This window comes from Streptomyces sp. NBC_00490 (assembly GCF_036013645.1).
Lineage (GTDB): Bacteria > Actinomycetota > Actinomycetes > Streptomycetales > Streptomycetaceae > Streptomyces > Streptomyces canus_F.
Genome location: NZ_CP107869.1, coordinates 1,684,233 through 1,706,787, shown reverse-complemented (window position 1 = coordinate 1,706,787; position 22,555 = coordinate 1,684,233). Strand labels below are relative to the sequence as shown.

Genomic DNA, 22,555 nt, shown 5'->3' with positions numbered 1-22,555 from the left:
AGGGGCAGCGGCACAGGCTCCGATCCTGTAAAGGCCGAGTTCCGAGCGGGTTACCCAGGGTTGGCGGGCGATCTCCCTGTGCACCGGATGGGAGTTCGCTGTCGCGGGGAATAGGTTGGCCCCGTAGAGAACAACGGGCTGCCGGGACATGCCTGGCGCGGTGACACGTGATGGGGGCGGACATGTCAATGTCGAAAGGGTCCAATGCTCCGGTGCCGACGACGGCACTGCGGGTCGAACTGGGCTGGAGTTCCGGACCGGGCGTACCCGACGCGGACGCGTCGGCGCTGCTCCTGGTCGGCGGAAAGGTCCGTTCCGACGGCGACTTCGTCTTCTACAACCAGCCGGCGCACACCTCCGGCGCGGTCCGTCACGAGGGCAAGCAGAACGCCGGTGGCCGGGTGGTCGACACCCTTCTCGTCGACCTCGCGCGCGTGGAGCCCGCCGTCGAGACGGTGGTCCTGGCCGCCTCCAGCGACGGCGGGTCGTTCGGACAGGTGCCGGGCCTCTACATCGAGGTCAAGGACGCCGCCCAGAGCACGGTGATCGCCCGCTTCGACAGCACCGGCGCCAGCGTCGAAACCGCTTTCGTCCTCGGCGAGTTCTACCGCCGCCAGGGCAACTGGAAGTTCCGTGCCGTCGGCCAGGGCTACAGCAGCGGGCTGGAAGGGCTGGCCACGGACTTCGGCATCACCGTGGACGAACCGCAGCAGGCCGCCCCGCCCGCACCGGCGGCCCCCGCGGTCACCGCCCCGCCCGTCACCGCCCCGCCGGTGACCGTGCCGCCTGCGCCGGCCGCCCCTCCGGCACCTCCGGCGCAACCGGTCCGCCTCACCAAGGTCACGCTCACCAAGGCGTCCCCGTCGGTCTCACTGACCAAGCAGGGCGGCACCTCGGGCGCGATGCGCGTGAACCTCAACTGGGAGGTCCGCAAGCAGTTCTCGGGCTGGGCGAGCAAACTGGGCCGCCCGGTCGCCACGCACAACGACCTCGACCTGGACCTGTGCGCCCTGTACGAGCTCACCGACGGCAGCAAGGGCGTCGTCCAGGCACTCGGCAACGCCTTCGGCGCGCTGCACCAGCCGCCGTTCATCCACCTCGACGGCGACGACCGCACCGGCGCCGTCGCGAGCGGCGAGAACCTCACCGTCAACCTCGACCACAAGCAGGCCTTCCGGCGCATCCTCGTCTTCGTCACGATCTACGAGGGCGCGCGCTCCTTCGCCGACCTGCACGCCACCGTGACCCTTCAGCCGCAGTTCGGCGCCGCGATCGACTTCTCCCTCGACGAGTGCACCGTCCCCTCGACGGTCTGCGCGCTCGCCCTGATCACCAACACCGGCTCCGACCTCGTCGTCCAGCGCGAAGCCCGCTACCTGGTGCCCGAGCGCGGAGTCAGCCCTCAGCGGACCGTCGACTACGCCTACGGCTGGGGCATGAACTGGACCCCCGGCCGCAAGTAGCGGGTCAGCCCTCGTCGGGCACCGCGTCCGGACGTGCGTAGGTGCGGCCCTTCCAGGCCGCACCGCGCCCCCGGTAGTGCTGGACGGCCGAGTCGAGCGTCATCAGGAGGTAGAGGAACGCCGTGAACGGCAGCAGGGGAGCGAGCCACAGGGGCTGCCGGTAGTAGCGAAGCATCGGGACGTACGTCCCCGTCATCACCAGCCACGCGAGCCCGCCGAGGACCGCGGCCGCCGTATCCCCCGCGACGAGTCCCGCCGCCAGGGCCACGGGCGGCACCAGGTAGACCAGCGCCAGCCCGGCCACCGTTCCGGCCAGCAACGGAAGGCTGTGCCGCAACTGCGCGTACGCGCTGCGCGAGACCATGCGCCACAGGTCGTGCAGCCGCGGATACGGCCGGACGCTGTCCACCCGCTCGGCCAGCCCCAGCCAGATGTGACCGCCCCCGCCCTTGACCGCGCGCGCGAGCGCCACGTCGTCGATGACGGCGTGCCGGATCGCGTCCGGGATCCGCGCCCGCTCGGCGCTCTGTGTGCGCAGCAGTACGCACCCGCCCGCGGCCGCCGCCGTCCGGGACCCCTTCCTCCCGATACGGCGGAAGGGGTACAGCTGGGCGAAGAAGTAGACGAAGGCCGGCACGACCAGCCGCTCCCACAGGCTCTCCACCCGCAGCCGGGCCATCTGCGACACGACGTCGAAGCCGCCGGTGCGCGCCGCCGCGACCAAGGCGCGCAGACTCTCCGGCTCGTGTGCGATGTCCGCGTCCGTGAGCAGCAGGTACTCGGGGTCACGCGCGCGTGCCAGGCCGATGCCATGGCGCACCGCCCACAGCTTGCCGGTCCACCCGGCGGGCGGTTCACCGGGCGAGGCCACGGTGAGCGGCAGCCCGCCGTACCGTCGCGACAGTTCCCGGGCCAGTTCCGCGGTGCCGTCCGAGCTGCCGTCGTCGACGAGGAAGACCTCGGCCGTCCCGGGGTAGTCCTGGGCCAGCAGCGACGGAAGACTGGCGGGCAGGACGGCGGCCTCGTCGCGCGCGGGGACGACGACGCAGACGGACGGCCACTCGTCGGGTTCCCGCCGCTCGGGCAGTCTGACGTCCGTACGCCAGAAGAAGCCCTGGCAGAGCAACAGCCACAGCCAGGCGGCGAGGGAAGCGGCGGCGGTCCACGTCATGGCACTCACTGGCGCAGTGTCCCCCACCGGACCGGCCCGAAAGAGCTCATCGTCTATCGTGGCCGGGTGAAGATCGCGCTCATGGACTCCGGAATCGGCCTGCTTCCCGCCGCTGCCGCGGCACGCCGGCTCAGGCCCGACGCGGATCTCGTCCTGTCCTGGGACCCCGACGGGATGCCCTGGGGGCCGCGCACCCCCGAGGACATCACGCAGCGGGCGCTGGCCGTCGCCGAGGCCGCCGCGGCGCACCGTCCCGATGTGCTGATCGTCGCCTGCAACACCGCCTCGGTGCACTCGCTGCCCGCGCTGCGGGCCCGTTTCGAGCCGGACCTGCCGATCATCGGCACCGTTCCGGCGATCAAGCCGGCCGCCGCGGGCGGTGGCCCCCTCGCCATCTGGGCGACCCCCGCCACCACCGGCAGCCCCTACCAGCGCGATCTCATCGAGCGGTTCGCCATAGGCGTGGACGTCGCCGAGGTGCCGTGCCCGGGGCTCGCGGACGCCGTCCACCATGCCGACGAGCCGGCCATCGAGGCCGCGATCGCCGCCGCCGCGGCACGCACCCCCGACGACATCACGACCCTCGTCCTCGGCTGCACCAACTACGAACTGGTCGCCGAGCGCATCCGCGCGGCAGTGCAACAGCCCGGCCGGGCGCCGCTCATCCTGCACGGCACCGCCGGAGCCGTGGTCGCCCAGGCACTGCGCAGGATCGGCGAGCTGCCCGCTCCCGAGGCATCCGCCGACGGCCGTCTCACCGTGCTGCTCAGCGGACGTGAGGCGGAGCTGCCCGGGACCGCGCTCACCTACGCGGAAGGCCGCTTCCTCTCGGCGGTCAGCCCCGCCCGCTGACGGGGCGCGGCGCACGCGCCCCGATCGGTCCACCGGACCGGTCACCCTCCGCCACGCGCTACCCGCACAGCGAAACCTGAGTAACCTCATAAGCATGAGGGACCACCCCCACGGCGTGAACGCGCCGCATCCCGACGTCTGGACCGGACGCGCCACCAACCGGGTCCAGTGGCTGCTGGCGCTCGTCGGCGCCGCGTGCATGGCGCTCGGCATCGAGCTGGCCGTCGACTCGGCGTGGACCTCGGGCATCGCCCCGCTCGCCATGGCGGTCGTCGGATGCATCGCGGCCGGCCTGCTCGTCCTCTTCGGCACCCTGGCGTTCGTGCATGTCGCGCTCAAGGTCGACGAGGAGTCCCTCGAGGTGCGCTGCGGTCACATGGGCCTGCCGCGCCGCCGCATCCTGCTGTCGCACGTGGCGGGCGCCGAGGTCGACCATGACGTCACCCCGCGCCACTGGGGAGGCTGGGGCTACCGCTGGCGGCCCGAGAAGGGCACCGCCGTCGTCGTACGCCGTGGCGAGGGCATCGTGCTGAGCCTGTGGGACGGGCACACGTTCACGATCACCGTGGACGACGCCGAGGCCGCCGTGCAGATCATCAGGGACCGGCTGCGTTCGCGATCGCACGGCGGGGCGCACTAGGTCACCGAGCCGGTCGGTCGTCCCAGGGGCGGATGTCGTCCGACTCGCGGCGCGCCGACTCGTCGGCCAGCGGGCGGGCCGTGGCCAGCCCCGCCAGGAGGCCGGCGCCCACCGACACCGTCGTGAAACTGAGCGCGTTGCCGACCGCCGCGATGGCCGCGAGCGCGGTGAGCGCCGCACCCGCGGTGAGCGCGACCGGCGTGGGGCGCGGGGAGCGCCACAGGGTGTAGAGAAGCCAGCAGAAGGCCGCGGCGAGCAGGACCACGCCGACGACTCCCTGTTCGGCGGCCTGCTGGAGCGGCGCCGAGTGCGGTTTGCCGTCCGGCAGCAGCGTCTGGGCCGCCGTCGTGCTGAGCTCGCCGAAGCGTCCGGGGCCGACGCCCAGGGCGGGGTCGCTGTGCGCCATGTGCAGCGCGTCCTGCCACAGCCCGATGCGATGCCGGGTCAGCTGGCCTTCCAGCGACACGGCGAGTCCCTCCGGTACCGCCCTGCCGGCGACCGCCCAGGCCAGCCCGGTCACCAGGGCCGCCGTCAGGACGAGCCCGGCGAAACCGGCGCCGCGGTGGTCGCGCATACGGCTCGCGGCGAGCGAGCACAGCAGCACCGCGGCACAGGCGACGCATCCGCTCCCCGAACCCAGGACGGCGGCGGTCACCACGATCCCGAAGGCCGACGCCCGCAGCACGAGCCGCCAGGTCGGCGCCCGCACGGCCCACGCGGCACAGCACACGGCACCCGTGGACAGGGTCAGCACGGCGGCGGTGGAGCCCGCGTGGCCCAGCGGTGCGGCGATCTCGGGCCCGGCGGAGAGATGGGGGGCCGCGGCGGTGAGGCCCACCCCGGCGGCCGCCGCCGCACAGAGCGCCGCGACCTGCAGGATCGCTCCGCAGATCCGTCCCGCCGCATAACCGGCGGCCACGGCGAGGACGGCGAGCAGCACGCCCTCGGGACGGCCGTCGTGCACGGCCGCCGTGATCAGGGACCAGGTGGCGCAGGCCCCGAGCACCACCACGCCCGTCGCGTCCGAAACGTTTCGTCTGTCGCCGTCCGCTGCCGGACCGGCCGCAGACGTCATCCCCGTGGACCCCACCCGACCCCCCGAACCGGCCGCCCCCGCGACCTGTGCCGGGCCCCGGTCGCACGGCCGCCTGACCGGCGGTACGACAAAGGCTCCGGCACACGGTAACGGCTGATGGACGGTTTGTGGACGAGTTGCGCAGGAAGGATGCGTCAGAAGGGTTCCCCGGAGCCCTGTGCCACCGCACGGACCGCGCTGTCGGCGCCGAGGCCGACCGCCGTACACTCCGGGAGTGACCGTCACCGCAACATCCGTGGACGAGTCGGACCAGCAGCATTCGGCCGCGCCCGCCTCGCGCACGGCCCGCCTCGCGCGCTTCGTCCCGGCTCTCGCCGCCGCACTCTCCGGAGTGCTGCTCTACGTCAGCTTCCCGCCGCGCCCCCTGTGGTGGCTCGCCCTCCCGGCGTTCGCCGTCTTCGGCTGGGTACTGCGTGGCCGCAGCTGGAAGGCGGGTCTGGGCCTCGGCTACCTCTTCGGCCTGGGCTTCCTGCTGCCGCTGCTGGTGTGGACCGGCGTGGAGGTCGGGCCCGGCCCGTGGCTGGCGCTCGTGGTGATCGAGGCGGTCTTCGTCGCGCTGGTCGGCGCGGGTGTCGCGACCGTGTCCAAGCTGCCCGGCTCTCCGCTGTGGGCGGCCGCCCTGTGGGTCGCCGGAGAGGCGGCACGCGCGCGTGCGCCGTTCAGCGGCTTCCCCTGGGGCAAGATCGCGTTCGGTCAGGCCGACGGCGTCTTCCTTCCGCTCGCCGCGGTGGGCGGGACCCCTGTGCTCGGCTTCGCGGTCGTCCTGTGCGGCTTCGGGCTGTACGAGGCCGTCCGGCTGGGGGTGGAGAAGCGCCGCTCCCGAGAGGTACGCCGGTCGGCCGCCGTGGTCGCCCTGCTGAGCGTGGCCGTTCCCGTGGTGGGGGCCGTCGCCGCCCGCCCGCTGGTCAGCGACAAGGCCGAGAACGGCACCGTCACCGTCGCGGCCATCCAGGGCAACGTGCCCCGCGCGGGCCTCGACTTCAACGCCCAGCGACGGGCCGTCCTCGACTACCACGCACGGGAGACCGAGCGGCTGGCCGCCCAGGTCAAGGCCGGCAAGACGCCCAGGCCCGACATCGTGCTGTGGCCGGAGAACTCCTCCGACATCGACCCGTTCGCCAACGAGGACGCGCGCGCCGTCATCGACGCCGCCGCCAAGGCCATCGGCGCGCCGATCTCGGTCGGCGGAGTCGTCGAGCGGGACGGCAAGCTCTACAACGAGCAGATCCTGTGGGACCCGGTCAAGGGACCGACCGACACCTACGACAAGCGCCAGATCCAGCCGTTCGGCGAGTACCTCCCGCTGCGCTCGCTCATCGGGGCGATCAACAGCGACTGGACGTCCATGGTCCGCCAGGACTTCAGCCGCGGCACCGAACCGGGTGTGTTCACCATGGCGGGCGCCAAGGTCGGGCTCGTCACCTGCTACGAGGCGGCCTTCGACTGGGCCGTGCGCTCCGAGGTCACCGACGGCGCCCAGCTGATCTCCGTGCCGAGCAACAACGCGACCTTCGACCGCAGCGAGATGACCTACCAGCAGCTCGCCATGTCCCGGGTGCGCGCCGTGGAGCACAGCCGGACCGTCACGGTGCCGGTGACCAGCGGTGTCAGCGCGATCATCATGCCGGACGGGCGGATCACCCAGAAGACCGGCATGTTCGTCGCCGACTCCCTCGTCCAGAAGGTGCCGCTGCGCTCCTCCGAGACTCCGGCAACCAAGCTGGGCATCCTGCCGGAGATGCTGCTGGTGCTGGTCGCGGCGGGTGGCCTGGGCTGGGCGATCGGCGCGGGAGTGCGCAACAGGCGGGCGGGATCCGCCGGTTAGGGTCGGGGGCATGGCTACTCCTGACTTCATCCGTGAGATCCGGGCCTCCGCCGGGCATCAGCTGTTGTGGCTGCCCGGCGTCAGCGCCGTCGTCTTCGACGACGAGGGGCGGGTCCTGCTGGGCCAGCGCGCGGACAACCACGAGTGGACGGTGATCTCGGGCATCCCCGACCCCGGGGAGCAGCCCGCGGCCGCCGCCGTCCGGGAGGTCCACGAAGAGGCGGGCGTGCACTGCGTCGTCGAGCGGGTCGTCCTCGTCCGGTCGGGGAGAGAGGTCGTCTACCCCAACGGCGACACGTGCCAGTTCATGGACATCACCTTCCGCTGCCGGGCCGTCGGGGGCGAGGCACGGGTGAACGACGACGAGTCCCTCGCGGTCGGCTGGTTCGAGGTGGACGCGCTGCCCCCGATGGGCGAACGCCAGCTGTTCCGGATCAAGCAAGCACTGTCCGATGAACCCACATGGTTCGAGCCCATGATTTCCGAGTGAAGTATGGGTGCTGACCACATGGGGACAGTGAAGGGCGCTGCTTAGGGTCGAGCCATGACCCCGCCCAGCGCCCTCCCGGCCCCCCACGCCTCCTCCCTCGACCTCGGCGGCCGCACCGCCCTCGTCACCGGCGCCGCCGGTGGCATCGGCCGCGCCTGTGCGCTGCGGCTCGCGGCCGCCGGGGCGAAGGTCAGAGCGGTCGACCGGGAGGCGCGGGGGCTGGAGGAGCTCGCCGACGGGGCCCGGAACCTGGCGGGCGCCATCGAACCGCACGTTCTCGACCTGACCGACCTGGACGCCGCCGAGCTCGCCGCGGCGGGCACCGACGTACTGGTCAACAACGCCGGACTGCAGCTCGTGCGCCCCATCGAGGAGTTCCCGCCCGACGTCTTCCACACCGTGCTCACGGTGATGCTGGAGGCGCCGTTCCGGCTCATCCGCGGCGCCCTGCCCCACATGTACGGGCAGGGGTGGGGCCGGATCGTCAACGTGTCCTCGGTCCACGGGCTGCGGGCCTCGGCGTTCAAGTCGGCGTACGTGGCCGCCAAGCACGGCCTGGAAGGGCTCTCCAAGACGGCCGCCCTGGAGGGCGCGCCCCACGGTGTCACCTCGAACTGTGTGAACCCCGCCTATGTGCGCACCCCCCTGGTCGAGAAGCAGCTCGCCGACCAGGCACAGGCGCACGGCATCCCCGAGGAGCGCGTCCTCGCCGAGGTGCTGCTGCAGGACAGCGCGGTCAAGCGGCTCATCGAGCCCGAGGACGTCGCCGAGGCCGTGGCGTATCTGTGCGGCCCGCAGGCGTCCTTCGTGACCGGCACGTCCCTGGTCATGGACGGGGGCTGGACGGCGCACTGAGCCGCGCCCCGGCGGGGTTGTCCACAGGGCTGACGAGGTGACGGTGCGATGAGGAATCCTGTGAGCATGTCCCGCGATCACGTGCAGTCCGCCGAGCGCCCCGCCGGCAGCGCCGAGGCACCGTTCCTCGAGCTGCTGGCCAGGGGCGCGTCCGCCGACGCCTACGAGCAGCCGGTGCTGGTCGCCCGCGCCGAGGGCCGGCCGGCCGAGCGGATCGCCGCCCTGGAGCAGGCCAAGCTGGTGGCGCTGCGCGTGCGCTCGGAGCTGGAGGGACGGCGCAGGCGCGAGGCCGAGCTCTCCGCCCTCTTCGAGACCGCGCACGACCTGGCGGGACTGCGCGACCTGGACGCCGTGCTCCAGGCGATCGTGCAGCGCGCCCGCTCCCTGCTCGGCACGGACGTCGCCTATCTCAGCCTGAACGACCCGGTCCGCGGCGACACCTACATGCGCGTGACCGAGGGCTCGGTCGCCGCCCGCTTCCAGCAGCTGCGGCTCGGCATGGGCGAGGGGCTCGGCGGCCTCGTCGCCCAGACCGCCCGGCCCTATGTCACCGACGACTACTTCAAGGACGAGCGCTTCCAGCACACACGCACCATCGACGGCGGCGTACGGGACGAGGGCCTGGTCGCCATCCTCGGCGTGCCGCTGATGCTGGGCCACCACGTCATCGGGGTGCTGTTCGCCGCCGACCGGCGCGCCCGGGTCTTCGAGCGGGAGCAGATCGCCCTGCTCGGCTCCTTCGCCGCCCTGGCCGCCGCCGCCATCGACACCGCGAACCTGCTCACCGAGACCCGCTCGGCCCTCGCCGGTCTGGAGCGGGCCAACGAGATCATCCGCGACCGCAGCGGCGTCATCGAGCGCGCCTCCGACGTCCACGACCGGCTCGCCGAACTCGTGCTGCGCGGTGGCGGGGTGCACGACGTGGCGGCCGCGGTCGCCGAAGTCCTCGACGGCAAGGTCGAGTTCACCGAGGCCGCCGCCACGCCCGCCCAGGCACTGGAAACCTCCCGGGCCGAAGGGCACGCCGTACGGCACGGCGACGACTGGATCGCGGCCGTCGCCGCCGGCGGCGAACTGCTCGGCGCCCTCGTGCTGCACGGCCACCCCGGACTCGACCCCGTCGACCAGCGCACCCTGGAGCGCGCCGCGATGGTCACCTCGCTGCTGCTGCTCGCGAGACGCTCGGCGGCCGAGGCCGAACAGCGTGTCCGCGGCGAACTGTTGGACGACCTCCTCGACGCCCGCGACCGCGACCCGCGCCTGCTGCGCGAACGGGCCTCCCGGCTGCACGCCGACCTCGACGCCACCCATGTCGTCCTCGCCGCCCGGCTCGACGGCACCGCGGCCGACGCCGAGCAGGAGGCGGACGCCCGCCGACGCCTGTGGTCCGCCGCCTCCCACCTCGCGGCGACCCGGCACGGACTGGCCGCCGCCCGCGACGGTGGCACCGTCCTGCTGCTGCCCCTGAGACCCGGCGACACCGCGACCGCCCTGGCCCGCCGTACCGCGGGCCACCTCGGCACGGCCGTTCACGAGGCCGTCACCGTCGGCGCGTCGGGCCCGGTCGAGGACCTGGCCACCCGCCCGGACAGCGTGGCCGCCGCCTACGAGGAGGGCCGCCGCTGCCTCGACGCCCTGCGGCTCCTGGGCCGTTCCGGCGACGGGGCGGCGGCCGAGGACTTCGGGTTCCTCGGTCTGCTCCTGGCGGGCGACCGGGACATCACGGGCTTCGTCGACCGCACCATCGGCCAGGTCGTCACCTACGACGAACGACGCGGCACCGATCTCCTGCGCACTCTCGACGCGTACTTCGCCTGCGGCATGAGCCCGGCCCGCACCAAGGACGAACTGCACGTCCACGTGAACACGGTCGCCCAACGTCTGGAGCGCGTCGGCCGCCTCCTCGGCGACGACTGGCAGAGCCCCGCACGCGCCTTGGAGATCCAGCTCGCCCTGCGCCTGCACCGGTTGTCCGCACCCTCACAGCACTGAGCGCGCGCGTCGGCACGGGAACGGCCCCCGCACGCGCGAGCGCACGGGGGCCGGTCGGGGGAGATCAGACGGAGCGGGCGTCCGCGGTCGCGGCCTTCACCGGCTCCGTGTCCGCGGGGGCGTCGACGTCGGCGAGATCCCGGTTGCGGGTCTCCTTGGCCACCCCCACCGCGATGAGGGTCAGGACGGCCGCGGCGATGACGTACAGGGCGATCGGGGTGGAGCTGCCGTAGTCGTCCAGGAGCGCGGTGGCGATCAGCGGCGCGGGCGCTCCGGCGGCGACCGAGGCGAACTGGGCACCGATGGAGGCGCCGGAGTAGCGCATCCGGGTCGCGAACATCTCGGAGAAGAAGGCGGCCTGGGGCGCGTACATCGCCCCGTGCAGCACCAGACCCACGGTGATGGCGAGGATCAGGTTGCCGAAGCTGCCGGTGTCGATGAGGGAGAAGAACGGGAACATCCACAGCCCGATCCCGGCCGCGCCCAGCAGGTACACCGGCCGTCGCCCGATCCGGTCCGACAGGGCGCCCCACATCGGGATCACCGCGAAGTGCACGGCGGAGGCGATCAGTACGGCGTTCAACGCGGTCTGCTTGGAGACGTCGGCCGCGGTGGTGGCGTAGACGAGGATGAACGCGGTGATCACGTAGTAGCTGATGTTCTCGGCCATGCGCGCGCCCATCGCGATGAGCACGTCGCGCCAGTGGTGGCGCAGTACGGAGACGATCGGGAGCTTCTCCGCGGCGGCCCCCTGCTCGGCCTTGCGGGCCTCGGCGTGGGCCAGGGCCTGCTTGAAGACCGGTGATTCGTCGACAGACAGACGAATCCACAAACCGACCATCACGAGGACGCCGGAGAGCAGGAACGGGATCCGCCAGCCCCAGCTGGTGAAGGCGCTGTCCGAGAGGAGGGCGGTGAGCAGGGACAGCACACCGGTGGCCAGCAACTGCCCCGCGGGGGCGCCGGTCTGCGGCCAGGAGGCCCAGAACCCGCGCCGCCGGGCGTCCCCGTGCTCGGACACCAGCAGCACGGCCCCGCCCCACTCGCCGCCGAGCGCGAAGCCCTGGACCAGGCGCAGCACGGTCAGCAGCACGGGTGCCGCCGAGCCGATGGTCGCGTGCGTGGGCAGCAGCCCGATCGCGAAGGTCGCCCCGCCCATCAGCAGCAGGCTCAGCACCAGCAGCTTCTTGCGTCCCAGCCGGTCGCCGTAGTGCCCGAAGACGAGGGCACCGAGCGGACGGGCGGCGAATCCGACGGCGTACGTCAGGAACGACAGCAGGGTGCCGACGAGCGGGTCGGAGCCCGGGAAGAACAGCTTGTTGAAGACGAGGGCCGCGGCGGATCCGTAGAGAAAGAAGTCGTACCACTCGATGGTCGTGCCGATGAGGCTGGCGGCGACTATGCGCTTGAGGCTGGAGGGAGTTGGGGGAGCGGTCGCGGGGGATGACATCGGTACCACTTCCTGGCGTGTGACGGGGACGTTTGTTTGTCGCCACACCGTAGAAACACGCAGGTGAGAGGCGTATGTGGTGGGACAACACAGTTCCGAGCGTGGGAGTGCGCGTGTCCACCATGTAGGCAGGGCCGGGGCCAAGCGTGAGCGCCGTATGCCGTTCGGCGAAAACGCTCTCGGTCCCAGCCGCGTCAGTCGGTCCGCGAGAGGTCCGCCGTCCGCTTGCCCGCGAGGTCGGCGTCGCGGGCCACCGACCTTCCCGCCTCCCGGAGCTCGCGCTTGAGGATCTTGCCCGTGGCGTTGGTGGGGAGGACGCCGAAGAACTCCACCAGGCGGGGGTACTTGTAGCCCGCCATCGCCTCCCTGCACCAGGCGGTCAGCTCCTCCTCGGTGACGGTCGCTCCCGGGGCGAGGACCACACAGGCCTTGATCTCCTCACCGTGGCGGTCGTCCGGCAGGCCGATCACGGCCGCCATGCTCACGGCGGGGTGGGTGAGCAGCACCTCTTCGACCTCCCGCGGGTACACGTTGAAGCCACCGCGGATGATCATGTCCTTGGCGCGGTCGACGATGTAGAACCAGCCGTCGGCGTCACGACGGGCCAGGTCACCGGTGCGGAACCAGCCGTCGCGCAGCACCTCGGCGGTCGCTTCGGGCCGGTTGAAGTAGCCCTTCATCACGTTGTGTCCGCGGATGGCGATCTCCCCGATCGCGTCGGCGCCCTCGACCGGTGTCCAGTCCTCGGCGACCAGGTCCACCTCCACGCCCCAGACGGGGCGTCCGATGGAGCCGGGGCGTACCCGCTCGCCCCGTGGTGAGAAGGTCGCGACCGGGCTCGTCTCCGAGAGACCGTATCCCTCGAGGATGGTGACGCCGAACCGTTCGGTGAAGCGCCGGTGGATCTCCACCGGGAGGGCGGAGCCGCCGGAGCCCGCCATGCGCAGGTTCTCGGCGATCCGGGGCAGCTCCACGTCGGAGGTGTCCGCTTCGAGCAGCGCCCAGAACATGGTGGGGACACCCGCGAAGAAGGTGACGGCATGGCGTTGCATGAGAGCCAGAGCCGACTTGGCGTCGAAGCGTGGCAGCAGGACCAGCGTGGCCCCCGATGCCAGTCCCGCGTTCATCTGCACGACCTGGCCGAAGGAGTGGAACAGCGGGAGTGCGATCAGATGAATGTCGTGTTCCACTTCGCCGAACAGCTTGTGGCACGTCAGCACGTTGAGCATCACGTTGGAGTGGGTGAGCTCGGCGCCCTTGGGCCGGCCGGTGGTGCCGGACGTGTAGAGGATGACCGCCGTGTCACCGGGCTCCGTGGCCACCGTCTCGAACTCCGCGCTCTGTCCCGCCAGTGCCGCCGTCAGGGTCTCGGCGCCCTCGATCGGGGAGATGACGGAGGGAGCGGCCGTCATCACGAAGAAGTGTTCGCAGTCCGGCGCCTTACCGAAGCCGGTCCAGCCCTCCTGACCGAGGGGGAGTTCGGCGCTGCCCTCGAAGCAGAAGTACGCCTTCACCTCGGCATCGGCCAGGTGGTAGGCGATCTCACGGCTTTTCAGCAGCACGTTGAGCGGGACCACCACCGCGCCGGCTTTGAGGATGCCGTAGTAGACGATGGGGTACCACGGCAGGTTGGGGCAGGACAGGGCCACCTTGTCGCCCGGTCCGACACCGCGCGAGTGCAGGAGGCTGGCCACGCGGCAGGCGGCGGCGTCGAGTTCCGCGTAGGTGAGCCGCTGGACGCCCAGGACGATCGCGGTGCGGTGGGGCACGGCGCGGGCGCTGTGCTCCAGGACGGAGGCGAGGTTGAGCACGAGGATCTCCTGTAGGTGTTTCGGCGGGCGCGGTGGATCCGGGATCAGCCCCGCAGCGCGGCAGCGAAGAGTGCGGGCAGTTTCCTCAGGCGCGGCGACGTCGTGAAGCGGGTGAGGCGCCGCACCGTGGCCAGCGCCGTGCGGTGCGTGACGAAGTACGGGGGGCGTGGAGACAGCGAAGGGTCGCCCGTGATCAGGCCGCGGGGAGCCGGTGTGAACGGGGCGCGCAGCACGGTCTTCTCGATGCCCTCGAGCATGAACGCGTTGTGCACGAAGCCGATGCCGCTGCCGATGTCCCGTGGGGTGTGGCCGGGGAAGGCACCCCACGGCGTGAACCCGAGCAGGAAGCCGACGCCCGACCAGCAGTTGACGCCCAGCGTGCCGTAGCGCATCTCGGCGATGGCGGTGCGCACCGCCTCCGGGTCGGCCTTCTCGGTCTTCGGGTGGACGAGCAGGGTGGCGCCGAGGGTGCCTGGCAGGGTGTCGTTGGCGAAGTCGACGGCGTGCCGCAGGAATGCGGCCGGGGTAGTGCCGGGCAGGCGTACGACGCCCAGGGCGCTGCCGAAGACCTCGTCGGTGAGGAGGACGTCGTGGTGGTCGGTGATGTCGGGGACGAGGAGCCGGCAGCCGTCGCCGTACGTCTCCGCCTCCGGGTGGGCCTCGCGTACCGCGGCCAGACGGTCCGCGGCGCCCGGGTAGTAGTCGGTACGCGGAGGCAGTTCGCGCAGTACCCGACGGATCTCGACGAGCAGCCGCTCGGTGCCGTGCCAGTCGCGTGGCAGGACGAGGATCTGGGTGGCGATGCAGTTGTGGCCGGAGTTGTTCATCTTGCTGGTGACGATGTGCTCGGCCTGGAAGCGGAAGTCGGCGGCGCTCCAAGGGCCCGGGGTCACGATGCACGGGCTGACGCCGCCGAGTTCGCTGGCGAACGGCTTGGTGAGCAACGGGAGATCGTCGCGGCGGCGCTGTACGGCGTCCTCGCCGGTGCCCCAGACGATGGCGTCGTGGGTGCGGTCGCTGCCGGTGACGTGGATGGTGTCGATGCCGTCGTGGCGGGTGAGATGGGCGCCCTCGGCGGCGCCGCCGTCGACGAAGCGCACCCAGCCGCGTTCGACGAACTCGGCGAAGACGTACTCGAAGTGGGGGCGCAGACAGGCGTTGACCGGGTTCATCTTGGCGATGACGACCTGGCCCTCGGCGTAGAGCTTGTGCAGGATGTCGAGCGCGGTGATGGCGGCGACGTTGCCCGCGCCGAGCACCAGGGCGACAGCCGGGGCCGTCTGCCTGCCCCGGTACTCGCCCGCGGCGCCCGCCCGAGCCTGCTCCGCCGTGACGCCGGGGCGCATCCACACCTGCGCCCGGAACCCGTTGAGCAGCAAGGTGTCCCAGCGCGTGGCGGGGAAGACGTCCACGCGGGTGCGGCCGTGCTCCTCGTGGACGGCCCCGGCGTCCAGCGGTTCCTTCCCCGCCGCGATCCGTCGTAGGACGTGCAGCAGGGCCGCGGTGTTCTGGACCAGGGCCCAGGGGCCGCCCGTCCAGTCCTCCGCCGCCCAGGAGGAGTTCGGTTCGTATCCCTTCGCCCGGGCTTCGGCGCCGGCCATCTCTTCCGCACGCGCGACGACGCGCGGCTGCAACCGCTCCAGTAGGGCGATGCGTTCGGTGAGCGGTGTGGTGGACCAGGACGCGGCGTTGGCGCGTACGTCGGCCACGGTGCGATCGAGGATGGAGGTGTCGAGGGCGCTGTTGTTCAACGTCGTCCCTTGCGGAAGGTCGTGAGGAGGCAGGCGGAGCGGGCGGGGGCTGCCCGCCCGGGTGCGCATGGCGCGGGCCGGTGGTGTCACACGGCGAGCAGGCGGACGTCGCGGTCGGGGTCGATCAGCGTGACGGCGGCGGTTCCGCCCACCAGGAGCAGGGCGCCGGTGATCAGGACCGCGTACCGGTAGCCCCCCGCTCCGTGGGTGTCGACGAGGCTGCCGATCAGCGTCGGGGCGATCAGGCCGGCGGTGGTCACCACGGCGTTCACGGCGCCCAGGGCACCGCCGCGGCGATCGGCGGGAGTCAGCTCCATGATCGTGGTGGCGGCGATGCTGCCCATCGCTCCGGCGAGACTGAACGCGCCGACCAGCAGCACGACCGTGACGGCTCCGGCCGGGGCGATGGGCAGAACCAGACAGGAGACACCGGCGAGGAGCAGCAGGGCGCCGCCTGTCCCACCGCGGGCCCACCGACTCGCGATTCCGCGGCGCAGCATCCATCCGGTCAGACCCGCCTGCCCGAGCACCAGGATTCCGCTCAGACCCCAGAACAGCATCAGCAACCGTGTGGACACGGCCGCGGAGTAGCCCAGCCCGTCACGCAGGTAGGAAGGGAGCCATACCAGGGCGAAGGCGATCACCCAGTAGGTGCTGAAGTACCCGATCGTGACACCGACCCAGGTACGGGTCGCAAGGATTCGGCGGTACGGCATCTTGGGTTGTGCCTGACCCGGGCTTCCGGCCCCGGTCCCGTTGCCCCGTTCCGGCCCGCCGTCGCGGATCACCTCGGCCGGAGAGCCGCTGTCCGACAGTGCCGCGTACGGTCCCTCTCCGCCGAACGGAATCCACAGCAGCGTCCACACCACGCCGGCCAGCGCCACCGCGGCCACGGCCGAGCGCCAGCCGTGGTGGTTGATCAACCACGCCAGGACGGGAGCGGCGACCAGGACCCCCAGCGTGATTCCCAGGACGATCAGCGCCCCGGGCAGGTTGCGCCGGTGGTTGGGGAACCAGGACAGGGTCGTCTGCTGGGCGACCGGATAGGCGGGCCCCTCGGCGGCACCGAGGAGAACGCGGGAGGCGATGAGTACCGCGAGCCCTCCTCCGACCGCCAGTGGCGCCTGGGAGACGGACCACAGAACGGCCATGATCAGCAGCAGCCACTTCGGCCGTACGCGGTCGGCGAGCAGCCCCACCGCGGCGCCGGAGATCGAGAACAGCAGGAAGAACGCGCTGCTGGCGAGTCCGAAGGCCGATGCGGACAGGCCGAGGTCCTGTCGGATCTCCTCCGCGGCCAGACCGAGCACCGACTTGTCGGCGAAATTGATCATCATGAAAACGACGAGCAGCGCGGTGACGATCCATGCGCGGCGTCTCGTTCTGCTCGGCGCCCTCGGGGGGCCGGCGGGCACAGCGGGTGCGACGTCGGTGTCGGTCACAAGGGCTCCGCGGAGACTGGAGGGGGAGGGGAGGAGGGCCGGGGTGCCGGTTCAGGAGAGCGGGACGCCGGCGATGGCGACGCGCTCCATGACACGGCGCTGGGGGAAGTAGTCGCTGATCGCGTAGTGCTGGGTGGCGATGTTGTCCCACACCGCGACGGAGCCGGGCTGCCAGCGGAAGCGGACCTGGTACTCCGGGATACGGGCCTGCAGGACGAGCTCGTCGAGCAGCTCACGGCTCTCCGGATCCGTCAGGCCGACGATCCGGGTGGTGAAGGGCTCGTTGACGTAGAGCAGCTTGCGGCCGGTGCGCGGGTGCCGGACGACCACGGGGTGCTCGACGGCCGGCAAGTTCTCGCGGTGCGCCGCGAGCTGACTCCCGGTCATCAGCGAACCCCAGCTCGGCACCCAGTCGTGCACGGCGGTGAGCCCCTCGATGCGGGCCTTCATGGCGTCGGTGAGGTTGTCGTAGGCGGCGGCCATGTCCGCCCACATGGTGTCGCCGCCGGCGGACGGGACTTCGACGGCACGCAGGACGGAGCCGAGGGCCGGCGCGGCCATGAACGAGTGGTCGCTGTGCCAGATGTTCTCGGTGCCGGCGACCATGGCGTCCTTGGCCAGCCGGGAGACCCCGACGGTGCCGCCCTTGGGGAAGAAGGGGTTCGGCTCCGGCTGGCCCCACAGGCCGGAGAACGCGAGCTGGGCCTCCGGGTCGAAGGCGTGCTGGTCGCGGAAGAAGATCACCTTCCACTCCAGCAGGCACTGCCTGATCTCGTCCGCGAGCTGCTCGCCGATCGGGCGCGAGAGGTCGACACCCTCGATCTCGGCACCGATGTGCGGGGTCAGGGGGCAGACGTCCAGCAGCCGGTAGTCGGGCTGGGCCGCGTCGGGGGCGATGCGGTCGAGCGTCCGCTTCCCGTAGTGCATCAGCGGTTTGTCGAGCGCGGGAGCGGGGGTCGTGACGGCGCTGTCCATGAGTCCTCCGGAACGAGGGCGAAAATCGTTACCCGGAGTATCGTAATTAGAGTGCGGCGACGCAAGAGGTCCGCAGAGCAAAAATGTGGAGCCGGAAGAGCGCCGCCGAAGACGTCGTCAGCCGATGGGGCCGACCGCGCGGGCCACGAGGTCGACCAAGGTGTCCACGAAGCGCGCGTCGGGCATCTCCTGCTCGCCGATCAGCCGGAAGATCAGCGGTGCGGCCACCAGCGTCGAGGCGGCCCGGACATCGGTGTCCGGATGCACATCACCCCGGGCGATGCCGCGTTCGAGGATGCGCCTCGTCTCGCTCGTGATCCGCTCGGTGTACTCCGCGTACTGCCCCCGCACCGCCCCCGTCTCGGCCGCGGCCCCGATGAGACCGGCGATCAGCCGGTCCGTACCCGGCAGCCGGTAGGCCTCCAGGCGGGCGGTGAGCACAAATCGGAGCTCCGCCCGGAAGCCACCGAGATCGGGCACCGACAGGATGCCGATACGGGTTTCCGCAGCGGCGATGATCAGATCCTGCTTCGTGGGCCACCGCCGGTAGATGGCGGGCTTGCTCACTCCGGCCCGTGCCGCGACGGCGTCCATCGTGACCGCCCCGATCCCCTGCTCGTGGACCAACTCCACGACCGCGCTGAGGACGGCTCCGGTGACCCGCTCCTCCCGCGGGCGCCCCGGTCCTCGCGCGGCCCCGTCCGACTGCCTACCCACCATGATCCGAGCTTACGGTCGCGGCCTGCGGCACAGGGAGGTCGGGGCCGGATCAGAGGTGCCCGTGGCAGGGCCCCGCCGGGGCCTGTCCGCCGCACACTCGGGTTCCGCAATCGCGCGGTCCACGGATGGCAAGCCTCTGCCATGGCGAGGACTTGCCGTCATGAGGCCTTCACCGGGGCGTTCACCGGCCGATAGACCCATGTCATGCACACCCCCTCTCATGCTTCGGCCTTCCGGCGCAGACGCCGGCAGCTGATCTCGGCAGCCACCGCGGTGCCCCTGCTCGCGGCGGGTCTTGTCGTCTCGCAGGTGTCCGCACAGGCCGCACCGAGCGAGCCCACCGTTCCCGCCAAGCCCTCGGCGACCCACAGGGTCACCCTGGTCACCGGCGATGTCGTCACGGTCACCACGGCGGCCGACGGCACACAGAGTGCCGATGTCGACCGGCCGGACAGCGCCGTCGGCGGCGTGAAGTTCCGGCAGATCCAGGGAGATCTGTTCGTCATACCGGACGAAGCGGAGCCGCTGCTGGGCGCGGACAAGCTGGACCGGCGGCTCTTCAACGTCACCGACCTGATCGAGATGGGCTACGACGACGCGACCACGGCAGCCGTGCCGCTGATCGCGACGTACGCCCGGCCCAAGTCCCGCGCCACCCCGGAGCCGACGGCACCCCGTGGCAGCAAGCTGACCCGCAAGCTCAAGGGCATCGGCGGTGCCGCGCTCAGCACCGACAAGCGCAAGGCCCGCACGTTCTGGAACGGTGTCGCACCGAAGGACGGCACGGCGTTGGGCGCGGGGGTGGCGAAGCTGTGGCTCGACGGCCGCGTGAAGGCCGACCTGAAGGAGAGCGTGCCGCTGATCGGTGCGCCCGAGGCCTGGGCCGCCGGGTACACCGGCAAGGGCGTCAAGGTCGCCGTGCTCGACACCGGCATCGACCTCAACCACCCCGACCTCGCCGGCCTGATCGACGAGACGGTCAGCTTCGTGCCCGGCGAGAGCGTCACCGACGTCAACGGGCACGGCACACATGTGGCCGGCACGATCGTCGGCTCGGGTGCCGCCTCCGGGGGCGACCACAGGGGCGTCGCCCCCGGCGCCGACCTGGTCGTCGGGAAGGTGCTCGGCGGCGAGCAGGGCTACGGCCAGGACTCCTGGGTCATGGCCGGCATGCAGTGGGCCGCCGAGTCCGGCGCGGACGTCGTCAACATGAGCCTCGGTGACTCCTACCCGACGGACGGCAGCGACCCGATGTCGCTGACGGTCGACGCGCTGTCCGAGCGGTACGGCACACTGTTCGTCATCGCCGCCGGCAACGCGGGCCCGGAGAGCATCTCCGCCCCCGGTGCGGCCGCCTCGGCGCTGACCGTGGCCGCCACGGACAAGCAGGACCGGCTCGCGAGCTTCTCCAGCACCGGGCCACTGGCCCTGTCCGGCGGCATGAAGCCGGACATCGCGGCGCCCGGCGTGGACATCACCGCGGCCCGCTCGGGGGACATGACCGACGGTGGTGAGGGCCCCTACCGGACCCTCAGCGGCACGTCGATGGCCACCCCGCACGTGGCCGGCGCGGCGGCGATCCTGGCCCAGCGGCACCAGGACTGGACCGGCGTCCAGCTCAAGGAACACCTGATGAGCACCGCGAAGGGCCTGGACAGCGGGTACTCGCCGTACGAGGTCGGCACCGGCCGTCTCGACGTGGCCGCCGCCGTGCGCGCCACGGTCCGCGGCACCGGATCGCTGTTCTTCGGCAACTACACCTGGCCGCACAAGCCGAGCGACATTCCCGTCATGAAGGACCTGACCTTCACCAACACCGGTTCCACCGACGTCACGCTGAACCTGGCGCTGACCGACGACGACGGCCCGTTCACCCTGGGCACCCCCACGGTGACCGTCCCGGCAGGCGGCCAGGCGACCGTCCCGGTGACCGGCGACCCGCAGAGCGCCTCGGCCGGCCGGCACGTCGGCTACGTGACCGCCACCGACACGGCCACCGGGCAGCCGGTGTCCCGCACGTCCGTGGCGCTGCTGAAGGAGGAGGAGCGCTACGACCTGAACATCAAGCTGATCGGCCGGGACGGCAAGCCCGCCTCCGGCCAGGTCACGATCAACCTGGCCGGCGACTTCTGGCCGTGGACGCTCGACGTCGACGGCTCAGCCACCATGCGCATGGCACCCGGCCTGTACACCGTCGCGGCGTACCTCGACGTACCCGGCGAGAAGCCGGACCGCTCGGGTACGGCCGTACTGGTCGACCCGGAGACCGTACTCGAGGACGGCTCCGCGGACGTGGTCCTGGACGCGAGCAAGGCACGTCTGCTGCAGACCGAGGCACCGCAGCGCACCGAGGACCGCCAGCGCAAGGTCGACTTCAACGTCCACTACGACGGCCACGACCCGTTCACGGACTTCCGCGGCGGGTATCTGGTGCCGCCGACCTACGACGACATCTACGTCACGCCGACGGAGCGGATGAGGCGGGGCGAGTTCACGCTGATCACCCGCTGGCGCAAGGGCGAGCCGATGCTCGGCCTGAGCACCTCGAACGGACGGCTTCGCTTCGACACGCTGGTGCAGGCGGGCAGCGCCCTCGGCACCGCCACAGACAGGCTGGACGCCGTCTACGCGGGCACCGGCGCGGCGGCCGACTACACCAGGACCAGCGCCAAGGGCAAAGTCGTCGTGATCAGGCGCAGTGACGAGGTCTCGCCGCAGGAGCGCGCCGAAGCCGCGGTCGCGGCCGGTGCGAAGGCGCTGATCGTGGTCAACGACGGTGTCGGCGCCCTGCACGAGTACGTCGGCGAGTCGAGCATCCCGGTCGCCACCGTGCACCGCGACGCGGGCAAGAACCTCATCGCGCAGGCCAGAGCCGGAATCAAACTGACCGTGAAGCAGACCGAGTTCACACCGTTCGTCTACGACCTCACCCGGGACTACCCCGGCCGGGTACCGGACCGGGCCCTGCTCTACAAGCCGGCCAGGGCCGACCTCGCCCGGATAGACGCCCGCTACTACTCGGCCACGGACGGCGGGCTCGCGGAAGGCTACCGGTCCGACTTCACCCTCGACCCGTCCTTCAACCTCCCCGAAGCCGAGTGGCACCCGGGCACCCGCACCGAATGGGTGACCCCGGGGCAGGTCTGGCGGGAGTTCCACGCGCAGGGCGTCGACGGGGACCTGCCGTGGGTGATGGTGTCCGGCGACAACACCTACGCCAAGGGCAGCACCACACGTCACGACTGGTTCGCCCCGGCGACCCGCCCCGGCCAGGGTGAGTCCTTCGGGGTGTACAACTCCCGCTGGCAGAACTACATGACCTGGAACGTGCAGGCATGGGCGTCCGCCAGCGACAACATGCGCCTGGGCGGCTACCTGCCGTGGGGTGAGACGCCGTCCCGTCTGCAGGTCTTCCAAGGGGACAGGCTGATCCACGACAACCCGGTCAGCGGAGACATGCAGTGGGTGGAGGTACCGGCGGGCAACCTGCCCTACCGTGCGGTCCTCGACGCGGAACGGCCCGGTGACCTCTTCCGGCTGTCGACGCGTACCCACACCGAGTGGACGTTCAGGTCCGACACCGTCGAATCGGACTTCTTCGAACGGTTCTCGGTGCTGAACCTGGACTACAAGCTGGAGTCGGACCTGCACGGCGATGTCAAGGCGAACGCGATCCAGCGGATCGGCCTCAAGCCGGTGTCGATGGACTCCGGCACCGTGCCGGGCACCATCACCGCGGTGAAGCTGGACGTCTCGTACGACGACGGCGACACGTGGCAGAAGGTGACCCTGGCCAAGGGCGCCGACGGCTACTGGACGGGTGAGTTCAGGTCGCCGAAGAAGCCCGGCGGCTTCGTTTCGGTCCGCGCGCGTGCCGAGACCGACAGCGGCTACAGCGTCAAGAACGAGATCATCCGGGCGTACGGCCTGCGATGAGCCCCAGCGGCGGGCCCCGGGGAGCCGACTTCCCGGGGCCCTTCACCTCGCACCTGCTCCTGGCAGGACCTGTTCAAGGTCTGCCG

At 71.6% G+C, this 22,555-nt stretch carries 16 protein-coding genes; 8 read left to right on the top strand and 8 right to left on the bottom strand.

Annotated elements, in window-relative coordinates:
• The first annotated feature begins 188 nt into the window (after positions 1-188).
• The gene (locus OG381_RS07690) at positions 189-1,463 is read left to right on the top strand and encodes a TerD family protein (RefSeq protein ID WP_327722413.1); all 1,275 of its coding nucleotides are present in this window, start codon (positions 189-191) and stop codon (positions 1,461-1,463) included.
• Between the two features lie 4 nt (positions 1,464-1,467).
• Here OG381_RS07690 and OG381_RS07685 read toward each other — a convergent pair whose 3' ends face one another.
• Positions 1,468-2,634, bottom strand: a complete 1,167-nt coding sequence (locus OG381_RS07685; protein ID WP_327722412.1) for a glycosyltransferase — start codon at positions 2,632-2,634, stop codon at positions 1,468-1,470.
• Positions 2,635-2,700: 66 nt separating this feature from the next.
• On the opposite strand from OG381_RS07685, the gene OG381_RS07680 reads away from it, so the two are divergent.
• Together OG381_RS07680 and OG381_RS07675 are read left to right on the top strand one after the other, a co-directional pair.
• A complete protein-coding gene (locus OG381_RS07680) occupies positions 2,701-3,486 on the top strand; it encodes a glutamate racemase (RefSeq protein WP_327715357.1) in 786 nt (261 codons plus the stop codon).
• Between the two features lie 94 nt (positions 3,487-3,580).
• The gene (locus OG381_RS07675) at positions 3,581-4,126 is read left to right on the top strand and encodes a hypothetical protein (RefSeq protein ID WP_327715356.1); all 546 of its coding nucleotides are present in this window, start codon (positions 3,581-3,583) and stop codon (positions 4,124-4,126) included.
• Between the two features lies 1 nt (position 4,127).
• Here OG381_RS07675 and OG381_RS07670 read toward each other — a convergent pair whose 3' ends face one another.
• Entirely contained in the window at positions 4,128-5,201 is a 1,074-nt protein-coding gene (locus tag OG381_RS07670; RefSeq protein WP_327715355.1) for an O-antigen ligase family protein, read from the bottom strand.
• A gap of 235 nt (positions 5,202-5,436) precedes the next feature.
• Between OG381_RS07670 and lnt the strand changes: the two genes are divergently transcribed.
• The 4 genes from lnt (at position 5,437) to OG381_RS07650 (ending at position 10,384) form a co-directional block, all read left to right on the top strand.
• On the top strand, positions 5,437-7,047 hold the full coding sequence (lnt, locus tag OG381_RS07665) for an apolipoprotein N-acyltransferase (protein WP_327715354.1): 1,611 nt from the start codon (positions 5,437-5,439) through the stop codon (positions 7,045-7,047).
• Between the two features lie 10 nt (positions 7,048-7,057).
• The gene (locus tag OG381_RS07660) at positions 7,058-7,537 is read left to right on the top strand and encodes an NUDIX hydrolase (protein ID WP_327715353.1); all 480 of its coding nucleotides are present in this window, start codon (positions 7,058-7,060) and stop codon (positions 7,535-7,537) included.
• 54 nt (positions 7,538-7,591) lie between these two features.
• Positions 7,592-8,392, top strand: a complete 801-nt coding sequence (locus OG381_RS07655; protein ID WP_327715352.1) for a 3-hydroxybutyrate dehydrogenase — start codon at positions 7,592-7,594, stop codon at positions 8,390-8,392.
• Between the two features lie 66 nt (positions 8,393-8,458).
• Positions 8,459-10,384: a helix-turn-helix domain-containing protein gene (locus OG381_RS07650; RefSeq protein WP_327715351.1), complete on the top strand. Its 1,926-nt coding sequence runs from the start codon at positions 8,459-8,461 to the stop codon at positions 10,382-10,384.
• Between the two features lie 64 nt (positions 10,385-10,448).
• Here OG381_RS07650 and OG381_RS07645 read toward each other — a convergent pair whose 3' ends face one another.
• The 6 genes from OG381_RS07645 to OG381_RS07620 all read right to left on the bottom strand — a co-directional run bounded on the left by OG381_RS07645 (position 10,449) and on the right by OG381_RS07620 (position 18,533).
• Entirely contained in the window at positions 10,449-11,834 is a 1,386-nt protein-coding gene (locus OG381_RS07645) for an MFS transporter (protein WP_327715350.1), read from the bottom strand.
• A gap of 194 nt (positions 11,835-12,028) precedes the next feature.
• Entirely contained in the window at positions 12,029-13,645 is a 1,617-nt protein-coding gene (locus tag OG381_RS07640) for a long-chain-fatty-acid--CoA ligase (RefSeq protein WP_327715349.1), read from the bottom strand.
• 44 nt (positions 13,646-13,689) lie between these two features.
• Complete coding sequence (locus OG381_RS07635) at positions 13,690-15,396, bottom strand: aldehyde dehydrogenase family protein (protein ID WP_327715348.1); 1,707 nt, start codon at positions 15,394-15,396, stop codon at positions 13,690-13,692.
• Positions 15,397-15,482: 86 nt separating this feature from the next.
• Positions 15,483-16,838: an MFS transporter gene (locus OG381_RS07630; RefSeq protein WP_327715347.1), complete on the bottom strand. Its 1,356-nt coding sequence runs from the start codon at positions 16,836-16,838 to the stop codon at positions 15,483-15,485.
• Positions 16,839-16,889: 51 nt separating this feature from the next.
• Positions 16,890-17,813: a TauD/TfdA dioxygenase family protein gene (locus OG381_RS07625; protein ID WP_327715346.1), complete on the bottom strand. Its 924-nt coding sequence runs from the start codon at positions 17,811-17,813 to the stop codon at positions 16,890-16,892.
• A gap of 117 nt (positions 17,814-17,930) precedes the next feature.
• Entirely contained in the window at positions 17,931-18,533 is a 603-nt protein-coding gene (locus tag OG381_RS07620) for a TetR/AcrR family transcriptional regulator (protein ID WP_327715345.1), read from the bottom strand.
• 204 nt (positions 18,534-18,737) lie between these two features.
• Here OG381_RS07620 and OG381_RS07615 point away from each other — a divergent pair, with 204 nt between their 5' ends.
• Positions 18,738-22,469, top strand: coding sequence for a S8 family peptidase (locus OG381_RS07615; RefSeq protein ID WP_327715344.1), 3,732 nt, complete (start codon positions 18,738-18,740; stop codon positions 22,467-22,469).
• Positions 22,470-22,555 lie beyond the last annotated feature (86 nt).

Bases quoted from the DNA above. Each gene is read 5' to 3' on its own strand.
- OG381_RS07690 (WP_327722413.1), top strand. From the start codon at position 189: ATGTCGAAAGGGTCCAATGCTCCGGTGCCGACGACGGCACTGCGGGTC.
- OG381_RS07685 (WP_327722412.1), bottom strand. From the start codon at position 2,634: ATGACGTGGACCGCCGCCGCTTCCCTCGCCGCCTGGCTGTGGCTGTTG.
- OG381_RS07675 (WP_327715356.1), top strand. From the start codon at position 3,581: ATGAGGGACCACCCCCACGGCGTGAACGCGCCGCATCCCGACGTCTGG.
- OG381_RS07670 (WP_327715355.1), bottom strand. From the start codon at position 5,201: ATGACGTCTGCGGCCGGTCCGGCAGCGGACGGCGACAGACGAAACGTT.
- OG381_RS07660 (WP_327715353.1), top strand. From the start codon at position 7,058: ATGGCTACTCCTGACTTCATCCGTGAGATCCGGGCCTCCGCCGGGCAT.
- OG381_RS07655 (WP_327715352.1), top strand. From the start codon at position 7,592: ATGACCCCGCCCAGCGCCCTCCCGGCCCCCCACGCCTCCTCCCTCGAC.
- OG381_RS07650 (WP_327715351.1), top strand. From the start codon at position 8,459: ATGTCCCGCGATCACGTGCAGTCCGCCGAGCGCCCCGCCGGCAGCGCC.
- OG381_RS07645 (WP_327715350.1), bottom strand. From the start codon at position 11,834: ATGTCATCCCCCGCGACCGCTCCCCCAACTCCCTCCAGCCTCAAGCGC.
- OG381_RS07625 (WP_327715346.1), bottom strand. From the start codon at position 17,813: ATGGACAGCGCCGTCACGACCCCCGCTCCCGCGCTCGACAAACCGCTG.
- OG381_RS07620 (WP_327715345.1), bottom strand. From the start codon at position 18,533: ATGGTGGGTAGGCAGTCGGACGGGGCCGCGCGAGGACCGGGGCGCCCG.
- OG381_RS07615 (WP_327715344.1), top strand. From the start codon at position 18,738: ATGCACACCCCCTCTCATGCTTCGGCCTTCCGGCGCAGACGCCGGCAG.